The following is a 16424-nucleotide window of genomic DNA, read 5'->3' as shown; positions in this document are numbered from 1 at the left end:
TGGCACATTGATGGCTTACCAATCAATCGCTGTGATTATGTACAGTTCTCTTTCTCCTGTGCGTTACCAGTAGTCTCTTGCACCAGGGTGCTATTTTATTTTCTGACCTGTTGGTTTAGATTTTCGATTTTAAAGTCCACAGCGTTTCCGCCTTCGCACCTGCGTGAAGATCGGCGGATGGCATCCAGCGTCCGTAAACTCGCGCGATCATCATCCAGTCAGCATGTCCCATTTGCTTCGCGACCCACATTGGATGTTCACCTGCTGACAGCATCATTGACGCGTAAGTATGCCGGGTTTGATAAGGGCGACGGTACCGCACTCCTGCTTTCTTCATAGCGGGAACCCACATTGTCTTTCGGATCGGCCCGTCGCCGGTCCAGCGTTCAAGTGTGCGAGGATTTTGGAACACCTCCGCGTCAGCCAGAAATGTGTGGGCCTTCTGTGCTTTCAAGGCGTCCATAGCTGGCCTGAGCAGCTTCACGGCCCTACGTCCGGCCGCCGTCTTTGTCACTTCAGCTTGCCCCTTCGCAGCTTGGGTAATGGCCCGGCTGACCAGGACTTCCTCGCGCAGCCAGTCGATATCCCCCCAATCCAGTGCAACGAGTTCGCTGGTGCGTAGGCCTGTCCACAAAGCGAACTGCATCATGTTGCGTGCTTGGCCATTGAGGGCCGCTAGTATTGCCTGCTGCTCTTCTGGGCTGAACGGGTCTACGTCGTCGTCCTTGGCTGGTGCCTCCTTCCGCGAGTAGGTCCAACCAGCCAGGGGATTCACCTCGATCAGCTCTTCCTCTGCAGCGTCAGTCAGCGCCGATCTGAGACAGCTCTGAATGTTGCTCAGTGTCTTGTTGCTGATTTCCAAGGTGCTTAACCAGTCGCGCACGTCTTTTCGTTTCAGCTCGACCATCATGTGCTCGCCAAGAGCCGGCACCAGACGCAGCTCCACGATCTTACGATAGCCGTCGAACGTGCTGCTCGAGACGTGCCGCTTCTTTCCCTCCAGCCAACGAGTCAGGAAGCCTGCCACTGTTTCCTGGTTTGCCTTAGGCGCAAACTTCGCGGCCCTAGGCGAGCCGGGAAACGTCACCGAGTAGTCGAACGCGCCGATCGATATCGCATGCTCGATCGCTGCCTTATGCTGCTCGGCCTTCTTCAGATTAGTGGGGGAGGGCTTGAGCGTGATGCGCTCGCGGCACCGGACGCCCCGATACATGAACGTGATTTCGATGCTCGTATCGGAGACCGCCCGAACTCCCCGCCCGTCTCTACCCATGACTCGTACCCTTCCATGTCGATGAGCGTCCGGCCATCCGGAGCCCTGTACCAAATTTCGCCAAGCCGCCAAATTCCATCACGGATTTTCGAGCGGATAGCGTCCTCGCTGTAGCCAGACTCGCTGGCGAATTTCCTGATGGTCATGTAGCGCATTGATTGCTACTCCTGCCGCTTCAGGTTTTGAACTGCGGGCGAAACTGACGCTTCAGCCTTCATCATCACGCGCCCCCGATTCAGCGACCGTGCGCAGCTTGAGTGCGATCCCGCATGAGGTGGCCAGGCCGGTCAACTGTCCAACGGTGGTGGCCGGGTCTTGAAGCGCCTGACCGAACCGAATCAGGCGCTCGCCCAGGCTTTCGAACTCGGTGCGCGGGTGTCGCTGGGTACCTTGGCTTAGTGTGCTCATGCCTGCTGCTCCTGGTCAGCCTCTGCAGCTTCGTGCGCAGCGGCCTTGGCCAGCGCATCAAGCAAGAGCTCTTGCCGCTCCTGGCCGTGCAGGTACAGGCGAAGGGCACGGATCACGACGGTGTTCATGCTGGTGTCACTTGATGCCGCTGCGCGCTCGACCTCGCTGCGCATGTCGTCCGGGAGGCGCACGACAAATTTGTCTGCACCGCGGCTGCCGCCTTCATACCGCTGCATGACGATCGCTCCCGGTGCGAGGGTTGGCCAACTTGGCAGTGCGGATTTCGGAACGGTCGACTGCCAGATCGGCCGGAGCATCGATGCCGAGTCGGATTTGGCCGTCCCGGCCGCTGATCACGGTGATTTTGATGTTGTCGCCAATGACAATTGATTCGCCGAAGCGACGGGTTAGACACAGCATGGTGCAACTCCTTTTGGTTTCTACAGGCAAGCCGAGGGCCTACCGCGATTGTTGGCTTTCGCAAAATTAGGTTTGGGTTATGCCGCCAGCGTCACTTCATAGCGTTTGGCTGCGATTCGAGTTTCGATCTTGGATTCACTCCCACCGCTGCGGCGGACTTTGGTCATCGGGTCGGTAGCGAGCGCACCGTGGGCGGCCAGCACGAGCGTAAGAGCAGCGGCGGGTGAAATCACGCCACGGCGAAAAGCTTCCAGAACAAGGCCACGCATGGTCTTGGCCCCGAACTTGAACCTGGCGCTATCGAGGCGCTTCTCAGCGGTAGCAGGACTTACGCCCATTGCACGACCAATCTCTTTTACCGTCAGATCGGCAGCCGCCCACAAGGTTGCCTCAAGCTCGCGAGGAGCCAAGCCCATTTTGAGGCTGCCTTTCCAGTTGCCGGCGGTGAGGGTGTTGGCGGTCATGGTTTGAGCTCCGTGCTTGTTTGGCGTGGGTCAAGTAAACATTCTGTTTACCTCAAGGTCAACACAATTTGTTTATTTTGTTTATTTTAGACCAAAAAAAACCGCCAAGGTGGCGGCATGATTGACGAGAGGCGTCAGGAGAAGAGAGATTTCGGCATCTTTCCGTCGACAACTGTGCCTACGATTTCCCAGCTATCGGTCAGCTCCTTGACAGGGAAAGCAGGGTTCAGTGGCCTCAAGTAAAGATCGCCTGCATCTTTAACAAGCTGCTTGAAGGTTGCTTCGTTGCTGTCGACCAGCCTGGCGACCACAAATTGGCCTGGCCGGGGCTCTAGGTCGGGTGCTACTAAAATCAGATGACCCTCTGGAAAGCTTGCTGGTCCTGAGCTGGTCATTGAGTTGCCGGTGACTTTCAACCAGAAGCCGCCTTCGCCTGCCCATACATCTGAACTGTGTCTTGGACACAGCGCGATGTTACTGGGGTCTATAGCTTCCGAAGGGCTTCCTGCCTGGACCCATGAGACCTCGGGGTACTCGAAAGAGCGCCGAGGCTGTATAGCCGGCTCGATATTCGTCGTCGGGCTGTGTGCTTCGTTCCATTCGCGATAGGCCTGGTCTGCCTTTACCTTCTCGGGCGCGGAAAGGCGACGGTAATCCTCGTCGATCTTGGAATAGTGTGGCTCCCCGGCTCCACTTTCTAACCATTCCGGATTCATTCCTAAGCGCCGCGCGACTGACAGCAGGTGACGCCCAGGAATGCCTCTGACGAACCAGTTATTAAGCATCTGGTTGCTGATTCCAAACTCAGCAGCGAATTGCGAGGCAGAGAGCCCCCTACTGCGCAGCAGATACTTGAGGCGATCGCCTGAATGTTTAGTAGTCATAAACACCGAGTTTACTGAGATTGCAATGTTTATTAAATAAACGTATTGTTGATTTGTCGAGGTCGCTTGCTGAGAAACGTTTATGACACAGACCCCTGTAGAACGAGCCATCACGGCGGCCGGTTCTGGCGTCGCATTGGCGAAGATTGTTGGAGTCAGCCCTATGGCCGTTTCCCACTGGAAGGTCAGAGGCATTCCAGCTCATCAGGTCATCTCCATCGAATCCGCTACCGGGGTGTCTCGCCATGAGTTAAGGCCTGACATTTACCCAGATGCTTCACCTATCTCGGACGAAATAATGCGCCAAATGCTGCTCGAGGAGCAGGCGGGCAAACCCTCTGTTCATACATCCAGTACCCGTCGACCGCGCACTGCGGGAGAAAGGGTATGAAAAATTCTGCATGCGAAAACTTTCAAAATTCCGCGCATGCGCGAGATTTCACGATATCTGTACGTCATAGGCGCCAAATAATGCGGCGTTATAGCCAAAAGCTACTTTTCTGGAAATTTCTTTCCTTATCAGGAGCGTTCGCCCAGCACTACTTAGGAAAGGACAGCATTTTTCGGAACTATCACATGACCTTGCAGATGTGCGCACGCAAAACTCGACCCTCCATAGGCCCTCGCTTGCTAGGTAACTTAGGGTCGTGCACGTTTTTAATGGAAAAGGAAGGCCCTCGCCAGGGCCTCTTCAGCAACTTCCAATGGTTGGCTTTTTTGCTGCCCAATGAAAAGGAATCAAGCATGAGTCAGCTCACTCCATTTCAGTTTTTGTTGTCCGGCTAAATCACGGGCAACAAAAAGGCCCGCAGTTCGCGAGCCTTTTTAAACCAGTCCACGCCAATGGACTTTTTGAACTTCTTCGTCTAGAGGACGATTTCATGCACCCGAAAAATACCACTGCACCCCCATTGGCGCAAGCGCCTTTGGAAGTCACGTTCACCGTTGAGCAAAAGCGGTTGATCGCAGACCTGCTGATCGCTGAAAGAAAGCATGCATCCCGCTGGTGGACTTACTTGAACGAAATGCGCCTCGTTAGGCAACTACCGGAATGGTGTGCGGACAAGAAAGACGTAGGCGGCCATCTGGATTATGACGCCTGGGCCAAGGACTGCAGCGCTACAAGCTGGGAGCTTCTAGGGTTCAGTGGTCACCTGAATCGTTTTGACACAGCGTCGAGCAAGGACGTGATTGATCTTGGCGTTGGCAAATGGGCGACGCTGGACGACAAGCGCGCGCCACAAAACGACGACCCTGAAAATCGTGGCGCCAGTGATGGGGGTGTTCAATGAGCAACCCAGAACATTACACCCACGTAGCCAAGCGGATCGCTGAATCCCTGGACGCCATCGGAATTCTCTCGGACGTGCTGGCGGAAAACACTGTTGCCCGCGAAAGCTCGGACGATGGCGAAGAGCAACTGAACTGCCGATGCGAGGCCGGCGTGCAGGCAGCCATCCGCCTTATTGCGATAGCTGCCTATACCGACCTTCAGTCGATTGCCCAAGGCTTGGGGATACCGGAATGAATCTGATCAACAGCACCGCCCCGACAATGTCCTCCCAAGAGATTGCCGATCTGGTCGGCTCCCGTCATGACGACGTGAAGCGCTCTATAGCTCGGCTTGCGGAGAGAGGAACAATTCAACTCCCGCCAGTGGCGGAAGTTAAAAATCACCTCCGCCAAACCGTCGCCGTTTTCCAGGTCTGCAAGAGAGACAGTTTCATCGTGGTGGCCCAGCTAAGCCCTGAGTTCACAGCAGCGCTTGTTGATCGCTGGCAGGAGTTGGAGGACGGCGCTCGCCCGATGACGCAGGCAGAAATCACGGCGGCGAATGCCAACCACCTGGTGGAAATGGAGCGCCAGCAACGTGAGCAGCAGGTGGCCATCGAACGGATCGAGCGCAGGGTCGAGGTGATCGCCGAACAGCGCGTTTGGGACCACTGCCCGCAGAACTGCATCCCGCTCGGCCGCATTCAGGCGGAAATGAACAAGGCCTATGGCCTGTCCGGGTCGACGGTGTCGTTCGTGCTGCGCCAGTGGCCAAACCAGCCAAATCACGCAGGCATGGTCCGTAACGGGCACGAGGAAGCGAAGGGCAGCCAGTACATCGTCTGGTCAAAGAGCCTCGTTACCGCCGCGTTCAAGCGTTTCATTTCCGAGTGCCAGATGGTCAGCGCCACTCAGGCCACACACCCCTATTTTGAAGGCCGGTTTCGACTGGTGCATAAGGTTAAGTCATGAGCAAAAAACCGTCCCATCAACAGCTTGTTCAGCGCGTGGCTGCTCTGACCGTTGACTGGTACCGCGCGCAGGCGCTCGTCCGAGACGTGCGGCAGCTGCTCAATAACGAGTATCAGCAGTACTTCGCAGTACACGGTGAGCCCGAGCCGAACTTTCGCCGAATCAACCCTGACGACCCGGCCTACACGCCAGTTATCAACTTCACGAATCAAACATATGAGCAGTCGCAGAAGGCCAAGCAAGCGAAGGGCAGCGCGAAACGCCGTATGGAGACCGCTGTGCGCGCTCTGATGGCGTATCGCGGCGAGGCCATCGAAGCGCCAAGGGCTGCAGTCGTGCGGCGCGCTAATGCAGCCGGGGAGACTTTGCAATGAGCAAAGACACCCCACGCAAATTCCAAGGCGTCTGGATTCCTGCCGAACGCTGGCTTGACCGCACGCTGTCGCCGGTGGAAAAGGTCATGCTTGGGGAGATATCCAGCCTTGAGACGGACGCCCGCGGCTGCTACGCGACGAATGCCCACTTCGCCGAGTTCTTCAATCTGTCGATTTCCCGCGTGTCTGAAATCATCAGCGGGCTGGCTAATCGCGGGCTTTTGGATGTCGAGTTGATTCGTGACGGCAAGCGCATTGTAGAGCGCCGAATTCGTCTTGTTGACCCATTCGATTATCCGAATACCCCTTCGGAAAAAGGCGCGAACCCCTTCGGAAAAGACGGCGAACCCCCTTCGGAAAACACGCAGGGGAACAATACAAACATCAACAATACAAAGAGCACTAAAAACCCTGTTCGCACCGGGGTGGAAAACGGGTCATTCGATACTTTCTGGAGGCTGTACCCACGCAAGGTTGGAAAGGACAAGGCATCGAAGGCGTGGCAGAAGCTCCAGATGACCGAGGCACTGTATGACCTGATCGTCTCGGCGCTTGCCAAGCATGTGGCGACACCTGGCTGGACGAAGGACAACGGCCAGTTCATCCCGCACGCCGCGACCTGGCTCAACGGCAAGCGCTGGGAAGATGAAGTAGAGCCGGCCGGCAATGTAGGTTCGGGCTCCCGTCACACCCAGCTCGATCAGGTGGACCACACCGACGGGCTGGAGCTGGACGACAACGGTAACTACCGGATTGCGGGGGATGGCCAATGACCTTCCAACCGCGTTACACCATCGACACCCGCCAGGGCGATTGCTCAACACACGGCCGCTACACCAGCGCGTTGGTCGAGCAGTTCGGCGCTGACCCGATCTGGTACGGCTGCCCTGGCTGCGAGTTTGATAACCGTCACTCGGCTGACATCAGTATCCGAGCTGGCGGCGTGCTGGTCCACACCGAGCGGTTGCTGAACTCACGGCTGCTCGATTCATGCATCCCGGCCCGGTTCCAGCAGGCCACCCTTGAAAACTGGAAGGCTGGGGATGACAACGCCAAAGCTAGGGCATGGAGCGTCGCCACGGGCTTCGTGGAGGCCTTCGCCGAAAACTATCAGGTGGGCCGCTGCGTGATGTTGCTGGGGCAGGTGGGCACCGGCAAGACTCACCTTGCGACTGCCATGCTCCAGCAGGTCATCCGGTACTTCGGCAATCAGGGCGTGACCGGTTTGTACGTAACGGCTGGTGGCATCATCCGCAGCGTGAAAGAGACGTTCGGCTCGCAGGCCAAAACCGAGTCGCAGGTCTACGCCGATCTGATCGGACCGCATCTGCTGGTTATCGACGAAGTGGGCCTGCAGAACGGCACCGACTTCGAGCGCCAGGTGCTGTTTGAGGTGATCAACGGGCGTTACGAGCAGCTCAAGCCGACGATTGTCGTCAGCAACCTGAGCATCACCGATTTGAAAGTGAACATGGGCGACCGCGCCGTGGATCGCCTGCGCGACCGTGGCGGGCTCGTCTGCGTGTTCCGCTGGCCCTCAGCGCGAGGTGCAGCATGAGCCGCGAACTTTACAGCGCTGACGCTGAATACGGTCTGTTGGGTGCGCTGCTGCTGGACGCATCGCTATTCGACAGCATCACGGCTCGCGTGAGTACCGCTGATTTCGCTTTTGACGATAACGCCGCGCTGTATCAAGCGATTATCGATACGCACGCCACGGGTCAGCCAATAGACGTGGTCACGGTCAGCACAGAGCACCCAGAGCTGCCCAGCGGTGAGCGAACCTTGTCCCATGCGGCAGAAATTGCGAAGAACACCCCCAGCACGGCGAACTGGGCCGGGTATCAACGCATCGTACTGGAGCGTTCAGCCCTGCGCCGTGTGGTTGAGGTTGCGGAGGTGATCAAGGATTCGGCCAGTGAGAACCTGCCGGTCGCTGACATCATCGCGCTGGCTCAGCAGGCAACGGCGGACTTGCGCGATCTGGGCGCCCCCGACCGAAAGGATTACTACAAGTACAGCGAGGTCTTGCCGGGCGTTATCGACGGCATTGACAGTCGGTTCAACAGAGCGGCGCAGCTCGGCCACGAAACCGGGCTGAAGGATCTGGACGAGCTGATCCGCGGCCTTCGCAACAAGAACATGATCGTGATCGCCGGCCTGCCGGGCTCAGGGAAAACCTCGCTGGGCGTGCAGATCGCTCAAAAAATTGCATGCACTGACAATGGTGTCGGGCTCATCGTCTCGATGGAAATGACGAAAGAGGAGCTGGTCACGCGTGGTCTCGCATCAGTTGGCGGCATAAGCCTGACCCGTATCGATCAGGGGCACACGCTTCAGGATGACGACTGGCCCCGTCTCACCAGCGCTGTGAACGTGCTGCAGAATTCCAAGCTGTTCGTCTGCGATGAGGAAGGCATGACTGCTGCCCGTATTCGGTCAACAGCCAGGCAGGTGCAGCGAAAGGAAGGGCTGAGCATCGTGGTGGTGGACTACATAGGCCTGATCGCCGCCGAGGGCGCCGGGCAGAACCGAACGCTCGAGCTGGGCAAGATATCCACAGCGCTCAAGAACATGGCCAAGGAACTGGACGTGCCGGTGATCGTTCTGGCGCAGCTCAACCGCGGATCAACCAACCGCACTGACAAAAAGCCACGCCCAAGCGACCTGCGCGACTCGGGCCAGATCGAGGCCGACGCCGACGTGGTGATCCTCGTGTACCGTGACCCGGATAGCGAGGAAGGGCAGAACGGTGTCACGGAGCTGATCGTGGGCAAGTGCCGCCACGCCAAAACAGGGTCGTGCATGGTCCAGCAGCAGGGGCAGTTTGTCCGCTTCGTGGACTTCGCCGGTAATTCCTACGCGACGGACGAAGAGGTCGAGATTGGCCGCGCCTTCGCGAACCGTGGGTATCGGGGGAGGGCAGGCAATGAATGATCTGGTGAAGACACTTACGGTGATCATGACAGACGCAGAAATCAGGCGGCATGCCTCGCGCCTTCACGTGCGTGCGCTGCGCGATGCTCGACACCCTGAACTGCACTTCCGTTATTCCACCGTCGACCGAGCCAAAGGTTCCTGGCATGTGGTGGTGCGCGGCAAGTGGGGTAAAGCCGGCAACTATCCTGGCATCAACGCCAAGCTGATGCAGTCCACGCTGCCGAGCATCCTTGCGCGCCGATCTGCGGACCCGGCGGCAAACTCGGTCACTACCAGTTGGGCCACTGTGGGCGACGTGCTGGAGTGGTACACCGACCGCATGAGCCGCGACCGTGGGTTGTCAGCCAAGCGCAAGGCCAGCGCCCAGTCCGCGCTACGCCGCCATCTGGTGCCCCGACTCCAGGATGTGGAGCTTGAAGCCCTCACCAGCCCTGCGTTGGACAGGTTGCTGATGTGGCCCCTGCAGGAGCGGTACGAGTTGTCTTTCGTGCGCTCGGTGTACGGCGTGCTGGCCGTAGCTTTCCGTCAGGCAACCCGGTTGGCGCTGCTGGGCTCCAATCCGATGGCCAGTTTCAAGTACACCGACTTCGTGCAGACGCGAATCCGGCCCAAGGCGGCCCGGTTGCGCAGCGATGACCTGCCGCCTCTGCTGCTGGAACTGGCTGAACGTATCGAGCGGGCACCGCTAGAGTCCATGCTCGCGCTGATGATGCTGTGCCACGGCACTCGCCTGGGTGAGACGCGGCTGGCCCGCTGGAAAAACGTGAACCTCACGACCCGGCAGTGGTTCATCCCGGCGGCAGACACCAAGACCAAGGCGGAACACACCCTGCCACTGACACCGCAGGCGTGCGCGCTGATCGAGCGTTACCGGAGTCTCCAACAAGCCAGCGGGTATCAGGGGCCGTTTCTGTTTCCTGGCCGCTCCGGTGCAGCCATCAGCGCAACGTTGGCCAGCACCCTGTTCTCTGGTTTGGCCAAGGGTGAGTGGTCCAGCCATGACTTGCGCAAGGTGGCCCGTACAGCGTGGGCCGATCTGGGAGTGGACTACATGGTCGGCGAGATGTTGCTCAACCACGCCATGAAAGACCTCGACGCGACTTACATCCATACCGCCGCCGAGGGCCTGAAACGCCAGGCACTGGAGGCGTGGCACAACTACCTCGAACAGCACGGGCTGACCCCTTTGCTCGGTGAGATATATGCAGGACACGAAAACATGAAACCTAACCCTAAGGCCACGGATATTAAGGCGTTCAGCGATTCTCAGTATCCATCCCAAGGGAGGAAGCATAACGAAAAAGCTACCGCATATACCCCCAGTGGAGGTGGCAGAGCATGAGGCCTTTTTACTGGTTGAAGCTGCGCGCTGTGTCAATTCAAGTATGTGGAAACGAAACCCTCGATAAATCAATGCAGGTCTGGAGTCGAGCGCTATGAACAATTTATCTGCAGCATTACCGCGCAAGAGCCTGACCGCCGTGGAGTGCAAATTCCTAAAGATCGGCAACCGCCAGTTGCTTGAGGCCAGCAACGGACGAATTGCATCTGCTGCCCTGATGGACATCGTCGCCGACTGGCATGCCTCTCGGGCGAGCGCAGGCTTTGAAGCGTTCGCCAGGGCATGGGTCATTGAGGGCAATGCCAGGAGCACCATAGCCACCAGACTGCTGATGGAACTCTTCGGCATGAATGAACCAGATCCTAGGAATGCAGCATGAAAAAGCGTACATACGTCGACAAGCCCTTGGGCGATACCGAATACCTGCTGGAAAACTGGGGCTCCTGGCGGATGTCTGGCATGGGTATCCCACGCTATGTCTCCCCACTGGCGGCGTTGTTGAACCAGTACTGCCCAGAGCCGAGCGTGCTGACTTATGTGATCACCGATGAGACTGCAATGCTGGTGGATGCCACCATCGCAAGGTTGATCGCGCGCAACCAGCAGATGGGCGATTTCATATGGTGGTACTTCGGCTCCAAGTGGACGATGGTCCGGATTGCTGAGACTCACAAAATGTCGGAGCGATCGGCCCGCGAAATCATTCGGCAGGGAGTGGCTTGGATCGACGGTGCTTTAGGAGATACTTGCGCAGCAGCGTAAAAAGTTCTTTCAGGCCTGATAAACACCTGTTTTCATGGCACGGTGTTCAGCTTTCAAGCGCGACACCCAGACAGTTAAAAGAAAACCCGGCCATATTTGAGCCGGGTTTTTATCACTGCGGCGGCGGCACGACTTGTTTTTTGTCCCCTTCGATGTCGGTCCATTTCGAACTGACATTTCGTTTCAAGCATGATTCATAAATAGGGACGCCGAGCAACTCCTTGGTCTTGTGCAAGTTTTTCGCCGTCACTTTCTCTCCACGGATATCGTTATTCCGCCACCCAAAAAAGAACCGCTTATGGGCTTCATCAACATCCCGTGTGCTGGATATTTCATGAGGCTCGGGGATCGCCGGAGAGGATGCTTTTGTTGGGATCTTAAGGTTGAACTCCTCAATAAATGCGGTGATGGAGAACTTCTCACCGGAGCCGCCTTTGATCCCAAGAATCTCTCTTAGCTTGAAATAGTCCTCCTCTTTTAGGTACGGGAACACTTCGAAACCTGGTTTGACGATCACCGTGAATGCGAAATTGTGGCCCTTTGCACCGAAAAGGAGTTCATTTGGTGTCTCGTCGATGAAGTAGTAAACGTCAAATTCCACCGCCAAGTGGTGGTACGTGAATCGTTGTCGAGTTATCTCCTGCATCCGCATTGACTTTTGAAGGGGGCGAAGTCCATTTAAGACGATTGTCATTTCTTGTCCTTGGGTTTTGCCGCAACGCTGAAAGCGTCTAGGTCTGGTGGTGTGGGTATTAGCTAGCGACTCTGCCTGCTCTTATACCTCTAAATCAACATGGTTTGAAGCAATGACGGCGACGAACTAATGGCAAGGATGGCTTGCCATCCAAACCACTATCGAGGCCACGCCTCAACGTTCATACCAGTGACAAGCCCATTCATTTCTTTGGCGGTATTTCCGCCTTTTTCTTTGTTCGTGGAGTAACGGATGGACCCAACCGACCTCGGCCCAGGCACAGCTACCTGGCTGGGCGGAACGGGCACCGTATTGCTTGGCGGATTTCTCTGGTTGAGGAGACTTCTCTCCAAAGATGCCGCTGACCGCGCAATGGACAGCGCCGATATCGGCACCGTCCGCAGGCTGAACGAACTGCTCGACTCGGAACGCCTGGCTCGCAAAGAGGCCGAGGCCCGATCTGACCAGTTCGCCAAGGAGCGCAACGAACTCGCTGCCGCTGTAGGCCGTATGGAGGGAAAGATCGAAGCCCTCACCAGCCAGATCACTCAACTCACCGACAAGGTCACATCGCAGAGCGCAGAGATTGCCCGTCTGCGCACCAAACTGGGAGGGATGAACTGATGGAAAGATGCGCACTTGATTTCATCGCTCGCCGCTGGTGGCGCCGCCTGGAAGTTTGGGTGATCGCCTCGCTGCTGGTAACCGGTTCGTTCGCGTTGGGCTTCGGTGCCTCTCAATGGTCGCTTGCCAGTTGGTATAGCGCCCAAGTCGCCGAAGTTCGCCGCGGTTACGACGAAGCCACGGTGCAGCGCGACATGCGTCTGAATAAGCTGGCCAAGTCTGCAACTGAAGCGGCCGTGAAGGTTGAGGGTGCAGCAGGTAAAGCCACGCAAGCGGCAGAGGTGGCCAGCAAGGCCGCCGACAAGGTCAACGAGGCGGTAGAGCGGCAGACGCCGTAACGCGCCACAAATTCAGACACTGCCATTTCGTGGCGCGGAGAAAGAACATGACCGACAGCAACCCTATGGCCGTTGGCGCTGAACTCAAGTTGGATCAAGTAGCAGGATTCACCAGCGGCTTTATGCTTGACCCATTGGAGCAGGCCATCGAGTCCACTGTTCGCATGCTGCGTGATGAGCATCAGCAGATGAAGGATATGAACGCCGAGCAGGACACCCCATTGAGTGATCGACTGGGCTCGCACCTCGACGCGTTGCTGGCGATCCAGATCCAGCGCGTGAATGGCGATGAGGATCGTGGCGTGCCGGTGACGCACCAGCAAGTGGAGTGACACATGGCTCGACTCAAGACGCTCGGCAACCGCGTAGCTACTCAAGGCGACCGGGTAAGCACCGCGCCTCCAGCTACCTGGCGAGCGGGCAAGACTACGGCGAACCAGCGAGGTTACAACTACGCATGGCAGAAAGCGCGCTTGGTCCATCTGGGCGACAACCCGCTGTGCGTCTACTGCGACCGAGCAGGGCTAGTCGTCGCTGCGTCGGTAGTGGACCACTCAGTACCTCATCGCGGTGATCAGGATATTTTCTGGGATAGAAGCCTTTGGGTTTCTCTGTGCACCCACTGCCATTCCTCTGTGAAACAACGCGAAGAAAGCTCACACCAGTTCAGGTAATCCTATGCAAACCGATAATTCCCAGCCGGCTCATTGCCGTGTCGCTGGATGTATTGCTGTGGCCAACAGGAAGGGCGCGGGACTTTGTGAAAAACACTACACCAGGCATCGCCGGCATGGATCCACCGACAAGGCCATAGTGGTCAAGCCTGGACTGCTCAACCATTCTCACGGCTACACGCTGGCCTATGCGCCGGAACATCCGTTGCGCCGCGATTCCAGCTGTCGAGTGTATGAGCATCGCAGGGTTTATCACGCCCAGCACGGGGATGGCCCATTTAGCTGTCATTGGTGCTCAACCGTCGTAAGTTGGGACGACTTGCACGTCGACCACCTTAACGATGTGAAGGATGACAATACTCCCAGCAATCTGGTTGCAAGCTGTGCCACCTGCAACCAGAAGCGCGGCTTCAGCAAGATGGCGCGGACTCACCGGCTGAGGTCCAACCGACGCTACACAGTGCATGGGAAGACGATGTGCCTCATCGAGTGGGCGCGCTATTTGAACCTGTCTCGCAATGCACTGGAGTACCGGCTGAGTGCTGGATGGAAGCTGGAAGACGTGTTCTCCCCAAGGAAAGGCAGGTCGGGACCACCAAGCCGTGCTCAACCCGTCGTTACAACATGAAGTGGCTCCGGGTCGCGCGTTTTGACCGTTTTCGGCGTGATCTGCACGGTTTTGGTGCGAAATCGGACGATTTGGAGGGGGGGGCAAAAATATAGAGTTTTTCGATCACTAGACCGCCCTCGACCGCACGTACAGATTTTTTCCCGCTCAGGATTTTTTGTTAATGGCCCTCACCCCTAAAAAACGCGCATTTGTCGATGCGGTCAGGGGAGGTGCGTCCAATAAAGATGCAGCCATAGCCGCAGGATACGCGGCTTCCAGCGCTGCGCAGGCGGGTGCGAGGCTGGCGAAAGACCCGTTCGTGATGGAGGCTTTAACAGGCTCGGCAGTTAACAAAAAAGTTAACAAATTTGTTAAAGGCAGCTCCCCAGCAGCGGCGTCACCCGCGGCACCTGTCGGCGAGCATGGCCAGGCTGAAGAACAGCCCGACGAGGCTTTCGATCTGTCGAAGGCTTTGCGCTTCTCCGACCCGAAAGACTTCCTGCTGGCAACGATGAATGACTTCGAGGCCGAGGCCAAGCTGCGGGTAGACGCAGCTAAGGCGCTCATGCCGTTCATTCACCCGCGCAAAGGGGAGAGCGGTAAGAAGGAGACGGCTAAGGACAAGGCCGCAGGCGCCGCTCAGGGCAAGTTCGGGGTTCGTAAAGGCCCGCTCTCGGTGGTGAAATGATGGAGTGGTCGACGTCCTGCACAGACTGGGAGCAGCGCATCGTCGCTCGCCAAAGCCTGATTCCTTTCGAGCCTCTGTTCCCGGATCAAGCAGCCGAGGCGCTGAATGTCTTCGGCGACCTGCGCATGGTGGATGCTACCGGCAGCCCTTTGATGTGCGAGACAGTCCGGCCTTGGGTGAATGAATTCGTCGCCGCGATATTCGGCGCATACGACCCGTACAGCGGTCGTCGGATGATCAGCGAATTCATGCTGCTGATCAGCAAGAAGAACGGCAAGTCGACCATTGCCGCCGGCATTATGCTGACTGCTCTGGTACTGAACTGGCGCACCTCTGGCGAGTTCATCATCCTGGCGCCGACCAAGGAGATTGCCGACAACTCCTACATCCCTATACGGGACATGGTGAAGGCCGACGAAGAGCTATCGGCCTTGCTCAAGGTGCAGGATCACTTGCGCACCGTTACGCACATGCAGACCGGCGCGACCCTCAAGGTGGTGGCAGCCGACAGCGAGACGGTATCGGGTAAGAAAGCCATCGGCGTATTCATCGACGAATTATGGGTCTTCGGCAAGCGAGCCAATGCCGAGGCCATGCTGCGCGAGGCTACTGGCGGCCTGGCCTCAAGGCCTGAGGGCTTCATTATCTGGGCTACGACCCAGTCCGATGCACCGCCTGCTGGCGTGTTCCGGCAGAAGCTGCTTTACGCACGCCAGGTGCGCGACGGTCTCATAGTCGATAAGTCGTTCTTGCCGGTGCTCTACGAATTCCCGAAACACATGATCGACGCGGGCGACCACCGCGACGTCAAACACGCGTATATCACCAACCCGAATCTGGGGCTGTCGGTAGACGAGCCGTTCATTGAACGCGGCTTCACCCAGGCGCAGATCGACGGCGAAGAGTCGTTCCGTGGTTTTCTCGCCAAACACTTGAACGTCGAGATCGGTTTGGCGCTGCGCTCTGATCGATGGGCCGGTGCTGAGTTTTGGGAAGTGCAGGCCAAGCTCCCCGGCCTGACGCTGGACGATCTGATCGAGCGCTGCGAAGTGATCGATATCGGCATCGACGGCGGCGGTCTGGACGACCTGCTTGGGTTTGCGGCAATTGGGCGTGACAAGCACACGCGCCAGTGGCTTTTGTGGACGCATGCCTGGGCTCACCCGTCGGTGCTTGAGCGCCGTAAGGGCGAGGCGCCACGGCTTCATGACTTCGCCAAAGAGTGCCATCTAACCATGGTTCAAGTCATTGGCGATGACCTCGAGGAAGTCGCGGACCTGGCTGCCCGCGTCGAGAAGGCCGGGTTGCTGGATCAGGTCGGCGTTGACCCGGCTGGCATTGGTGGTGTGCTTGATGCGCTGGTCGCCGCTGGCGTACCGCAGGACAAGATCATCGGTATCTCTCAGGGCTGGAAGCTGGGCGGCGCGATCAAGACTACCGAGCGCAAGCTGGCTGAGGGCGGGCTGATCCACGGCGGCCAACCCATGATGGCCTGGTGCTGCGGTAATGCCAGGGTCGAGCCGCGTGGCAACTCGATCCTCATCACCAAGCAGGCTTCGGGCTCGGCCAAGATTGACCCGCTGATGGCCACCTTCAACGCGGTATCCCTTATGTCACTCAACCCTGAAAGCAAAGGCGGGATGGATGACTACTTGAATAATGGTTTCTTCGGACTTGTAGGCTGA

At 57.7% G+C, this 16424-nt stretch carries 25 protein-coding genes; 18 read left to right on the top strand and 7 right to left on the bottom strand.

Annotation, left to right across the window (positions count from 1 at the left end; translation table 11 throughout):
- Positions 1 to 115: 115 nt before the first annotated feature.
- The 6 genes from AO388_RS20715 to AO388_RS20690 form a co-directional block, all read right to left on the bottom strand.
- Positions 116 to 1273 carry a site-specific integrase gene (locus AO388_RS20715; protein ID WP_058417039.1) on the bottom strand — a complete coding sequence of 386 codons (1158 nt, stop codon included), beginning with the start codon at positions 1271 to 1273 and terminating at the stop codon, positions 116 to 118.
- A gap of 207 nt (positions 1274 to 1480) precedes the next feature.
- A complete protein-coding gene (locus tag AO388_RS20710) occupies positions 1481 to 1681 on the bottom strand; it encodes a hypothetical protein (RefSeq protein WP_003313708.1) in 201 nt (66 codons plus the stop codon).
- Positions 1678 to 1917, bottom strand: a complete 240-nt coding sequence (locus AO388_RS20705) for an Arc family DNA-binding protein (protein WP_003313707.1) — start codon at positions 1915 to 1917, stop codon at positions 1678 to 1680. Before AO388_RS20705 ends, AO388_RS20710 begins: the two co-directional genes overlap by 4 nt.
- Entirely contained in the window at positions 1904 to 2101 is a 198-nt protein-coding gene (locus AO388_RS20700; RefSeq protein ID WP_003313706.1) for a carbon storage regulator, read from the bottom strand. Before AO388_RS20700 ends, AO388_RS20705 begins: the two co-directional genes overlap by 14 nt.
- A gap of 77 nt (positions 2102 to 2178) precedes the next feature.
- On the bottom strand, positions 2179 to 2565 hold the full coding sequence (locus tag AO388_RS20695; protein WP_003313705.1) for a response regulator transcription factor: 387 nt from the start codon (positions 2563 to 2565) through the stop codon (positions 2179 to 2181).
- 134 nt (positions 2566 to 2699) lie between these two features.
- Entirely contained in the window at positions 2700 to 3644 is a 945-nt protein-coding gene (locus AO388_RS20690; RefSeq protein WP_236713925.1) for a LexA family transcriptional regulator, read from the bottom strand.
- Here AO388_RS20690 and AO388_RS27910 point away from each other — a divergent pair.
- From AO388_RS27910 to AO388_RS20635, 11 genes are all read left to right on the top strand, one after another.
- A complete protein-coding gene (locus AO388_RS27910; RefSeq protein ID WP_083515856.1) occupies positions 3532 to 3840 on the top strand; it encodes a transcriptional regulator in 309 nt (102 codons plus the stop codon). The two genes, AO388_RS20690 and AO388_RS27910, sit on opposite strands and share 113 nt — an antisense overlap.
- A 490-nt stretch (positions 3841 to 4330) precedes the next feature.
- Complete coding sequence (locus AO388_RS20680) at positions 4331 to 4741, top strand: hypothetical protein (protein ID WP_058417037.1); 411 nt, start codon at positions 4331 to 4333, stop codon at positions 4739 to 4741.
- Positions 4738 to 4977 carry a hypothetical protein gene (locus tag AO388_RS20675; RefSeq protein ID WP_003313700.1) on the top strand — a complete coding sequence of 80 codons (240 nt, stop codon included), beginning with the start codon at positions 4738 to 4740 and terminating at the stop codon, positions 4975 to 4977. The genes AO388_RS20680 and AO388_RS20675 overlap by 4 nt, the downstream gene beginning before the upstream one ends.
- On the top strand, positions 4974 to 5693 hold the full coding sequence (locus AO388_RS20670; RefSeq protein ID WP_058417036.1) for a Rha family transcriptional regulator: 720 nt from the start codon (positions 4974 to 4976) through the stop codon (positions 5691 to 5693). The genes AO388_RS20675 and AO388_RS20670 overlap by 4 nt, the downstream gene beginning before the upstream one ends.
- Entirely contained in the window at positions 5690 to 6067 is a 378-nt protein-coding gene (locus AO388_RS20665; protein WP_058417035.1) for a hypothetical protein, read from the top strand. The genes AO388_RS20670 and AO388_RS20665 overlap by 4 nt, the downstream gene beginning before the upstream one ends.
- Positions 6064 to 6840, top strand: a complete 777-nt coding sequence (locus AO388_RS27905) for a helix-turn-helix domain-containing protein (protein ID WP_083515855.1) — start codon at positions 6064 to 6066, stop codon at positions 6838 to 6840. Before AO388_RS20665 ends, AO388_RS27905 begins: the two co-directional genes overlap by 4 nt.
- Positions 6837 to 7625, top strand: a complete 789-nt coding sequence (locus AO388_RS20655) for an ATP-binding protein (RefSeq protein ID WP_058417034.1) — start codon at positions 6837 to 6839, stop codon at positions 7623 to 7625. Before AO388_RS27905 ends, AO388_RS20655 begins: the two co-directional genes overlap by 4 nt.
- Positions 7622 to 9004, top strand: a complete 1383-nt coding sequence (locus AO388_RS20650) for a replicative DNA helicase (RefSeq protein ID WP_058417033.1) — start codon at positions 7622 to 7624, stop codon at positions 9002 to 9004. The genes AO388_RS20655 and AO388_RS20650 overlap by 4 nt, the downstream gene beginning before the upstream one ends.
- Complete coding sequence (locus AO388_RS20645) at positions 8997 to 10349, top strand: tyrosine-type recombinase/integrase (protein ID WP_058417032.1); 1353 nt, start codon at positions 8997 to 8999, stop codon at positions 10347 to 10349. The genes AO388_RS20650 and AO388_RS20645 overlap by 8 nt, the downstream gene beginning before the upstream one ends.
- A 94-nt stretch (positions 10350 to 10443) precedes the next feature.
- Positions 10444 to 10728 carry a hypothetical protein gene (locus AO388_RS20640; RefSeq protein WP_058417031.1) on the top strand — a complete coding sequence of 95 codons (285 nt, stop codon included), beginning with the start codon at positions 10444 to 10446 and terminating at the stop codon, positions 10726 to 10728.
- Positions 10725 to 11111 (top strand): antiterminator Q family protein, encoded by a 387-nt coding sequence (locus AO388_RS20635; RefSeq protein ID WP_058417030.1) that lies wholly within the window; start codon positions 10725 to 10727, stop codon positions 11109 to 11111. The genes AO388_RS20640 and AO388_RS20635 overlap by 4 nt, the downstream gene beginning before the upstream one ends.
- Before the next feature lie 112 nt (positions 11112 to 11223).
- Here the strand turns inward: AO388_RS20635 and AO388_RS20630 are convergent, their stop codons facing one another.
- Positions 11224 to 11805 carry a DUF6037 family protein gene (locus tag AO388_RS20630; RefSeq protein ID WP_058417029.1) on the bottom strand — a complete coding sequence of 194 codons (582 nt, stop codon included), beginning with the start codon at positions 11803 to 11805 and terminating at the stop codon, positions 11224 to 11226.
- 252 nt (positions 11806 to 12057) lie between these two features.
- Here AO388_RS20630 and AO388_RS20625 point away from each other — a divergent pair, with 252 nt between their 5' ends.
- The 7 genes from AO388_RS20625 to AO388_RS20600 all read left to right on the top strand — a co-directional run bounded on the left by AO388_RS20625 (position 12058) and on the right by AO388_RS20600 (position 16424).
- Positions 12058 to 12429 carry a hypothetical protein gene (locus AO388_RS20625; RefSeq protein WP_058417028.1) on the top strand — a complete coding sequence of 124 codons (372 nt, stop codon included), beginning with the start codon at positions 12058 to 12060 and terminating at the stop codon, positions 12427 to 12429.
- Positions 12429 to 12767: a hypothetical protein gene (locus AO388_RS20620; protein ID WP_058417027.1), complete on the top strand. Its 339-nt coding sequence runs from the start codon at positions 12429 to 12431 to the stop codon at positions 12765 to 12767. The genes AO388_RS20625 and AO388_RS20620 overlap by 1 nt, the downstream gene beginning before the upstream one ends.
- Positions 12768 to 12814: 47 nt before the next feature.
- A complete protein-coding gene (locus AO388_RS20615) occupies positions 12815 to 13099 on the top strand; it encodes a hypothetical protein (protein ID WP_058417026.1) in 285 nt (94 codons plus the stop codon).
- A 3-nt stretch (positions 13100 to 13102) separates the two neighbouring features.
- Positions 13103 to 13441: an HNH endonuclease gene (locus AO388_RS27900; protein WP_083515854.1), complete on the top strand. Its 339-nt coding sequence runs from the start codon at positions 13103 to 13105 to the stop codon at positions 13439 to 13441.
- Between the two features lie 4 nt (positions 13442 to 13445).
- Complete coding sequence (locus AO388_RS27895; RefSeq protein ID WP_083515853.1) at positions 13446 to 14069, top strand: HNH endonuclease; 624 nt, start codon at positions 13446 to 13448, stop codon at positions 14067 to 14069.
- A gap of 163 nt (positions 14070 to 14232) precedes the next feature.
- Complete coding sequence (locus tag AO388_RS20605; RefSeq protein ID WP_058417024.1) at positions 14233 to 14739, top strand: terminase; 507 nt, start codon at positions 14233 to 14235, stop codon at positions 14737 to 14739.
- Positions 14736 to 16424 carry a terminase large subunit gene (locus tag AO388_RS20600; protein WP_016568945.1) on the top strand — a complete coding sequence of 563 codons (1689 nt, stop codon included), beginning with the start codon at positions 14736 to 14738 and terminating at the stop codon, positions 16422 to 16424. The genes AO388_RS20605 and AO388_RS20600 overlap by 4 nt, the downstream gene beginning before the upstream one ends.

It is taken from the genome of Pseudomonas sp. ICMP 10191 (assembly GCF_001467335.1).
GTDB classification, from domain to species: Bacteria; Pseudomonadota; Gammaproteobacteria; order Pseudomonadales; family Pseudomonadaceae; genus Aquipseudomonas; species Aquipseudomonas cerasi.
This window is presented reverse-complemented; position numbering and strand designations above follow the sequence as displayed.

Bases quoted from the DNA above. Each gene is read 5' to 3' on its own strand.
- AO388_RS20635 (WP_058417030.1), top strand. From the start codon at position 10,725: ATGAAAAAGCGTACATACGTCGACAAGCCCTTGGGCGATACCGAATAC.
- AO388_RS20715 (WP_058417039.1), bottom strand. From the start codon at position 1,273: ATGGGTAGAGACGGGCGGGGAGTTCGGGCGGTCTCCGATACGAGCATC.
- AO388_RS20650 (WP_058417033.1), top strand. From the start codon at position 7,622: ATGAGCCGCGAACTTTACAGCGCTGACGCTGAATACGGTCTGTTGGGT.
- AO388_RS20675 (WP_003313700.1), top strand. From the start codon at position 4,738: ATGAGCAACCCAGAACATTACACCCACGTAGCCAAGCGGATCGCTGAA.
- AO388_RS20615 (WP_058417026.1), top strand. From the start codon at position 12,815: ATGACCGACAGCAACCCTATGGCCGTTGGCGCTGAACTCAAGTTGGAT.
- AO388_RS20690 (WP_236713925.1), bottom strand. From the start codon at position 3,644: ATGCCTCTGACCTTCCAGTGGGAAACGGCCATAGGGCTGACTCCAACA.
- AO388_RS20645 (WP_058417032.1), top strand. From the start codon at position 8,997: ATGAATGATCTGGTGAAGACACTTACGGTGATCATGACAGACGCAGAA.
- AO388_RS20680 (WP_058417037.1), top strand. From the start codon at position 4,331: ATGCACCCGAAAAATACCACTGCACCCCCATTGGCGCAAGCGCCTTTG.
- AO388_RS20670 (WP_058417036.1), top strand. From the start codon at position 4,974: ATGAATCTGATCAACAGCACCGCCCCGACAATGTCCTCCCAAGAGATT.
- AO388_RS20655 (WP_058417034.1), top strand. From the start codon at position 6,837: ATGACCTTCCAACCGCGTTACACCATCGACACCCGCCAGGGCGATTGC.
- AO388_RS20625 (WP_058417028.1), top strand. From the start codon at position 12,058: ATGGACCCAACCGACCTCGGCCCAGGCACAGCTACCTGGCTGGGCGGA.
- AO388_RS27910 (WP_083515856.1), top strand. From the start codon at position 3,532: ATGACACAGACCCCTGTAGAACGAGCCATCACGGCGGCCGGTTCTGGC.
- AO388_RS27900 (WP_083515854.1), top strand. From the start codon at position 13,103: ATGGCTCGACTCAAGACGCTCGGCAACCGCGTAGCTACTCAAGGCGAC.
- AO388_RS20700 (WP_003313706.1), bottom strand. From the start codon at position 2,101: ATGCTGTGTCTAACCCGTCGCTTCGGCGAATCAATTGTCATTGGCGAC.
- AO388_RS20665 (WP_058417035.1), top strand. From the start codon at position 5,690: ATGAGCAAAAAACCGTCCCATCAACAGCTTGTTCAGCGCGTGGCTGCT.
- AO388_RS20620 (WP_058417027.1), top strand. From the start codon at position 12,429: ATGGAAAGATGCGCACTTGATTTCATCGCTCGCCGCTGGTGGCGCCGC.
- AO388_RS20605 (WP_058417024.1), top strand. From the start codon at position 14,233: ATGGCCCTCACCCCTAAAAAACGCGCATTTGTCGATGCGGTCAGGGGA.
- AO388_RS20640 (WP_058417031.1), top strand. From the start codon at position 10,444: ATGAACAATTTATCTGCAGCATTACCGCGCAAGAGCCTGACCGCCGTG.
- AO388_RS20705 (WP_003313707.1), bottom strand. From the start codon at position 1,917: ATGCAGCGGTATGAAGGCGGCAGCCGCGGTGCAGACAAATTTGTCGTG.
- AO388_RS20710 (WP_003313708.1), bottom strand. From the start codon at position 1,681: ATGAGCACACTAAGCCAAGGTACCCAGCGACACCCGCGCACCGAGTTC.
- AO388_RS27895 (WP_083515853.1), top strand. From the start codon at position 13,446: ATGCAAACCGATAATTCCCAGCCGGCTCATTGCCGTGTCGCTGGATGT.
- AO388_RS20630 (WP_058417029.1), bottom strand. From the start codon at position 11,805: ATGACAATCGTCTTAAATGGACTTCGCCCCCTTCAAAAGTCAATGCGG.
- AO388_RS20600 (WP_016568945.1), top strand. From the start codon at position 14,736: ATGATGGAGTGGTCGACGTCCTGCACAGACTGGGAGCAGCGCATCGTC.
- AO388_RS27905 (WP_083515855.1), top strand. From the start codon at position 6,064: ATGAGCAAAGACACCCCACGCAAATTCCAAGGCGTCTGGATTCCTGCC.
- AO388_RS20695 (WP_003313705.1), bottom strand. From the start codon at position 2,565: ATGACCGCCAACACCCTCACCGCCGGCAACTGGAAAGGCAGCCTCAAA.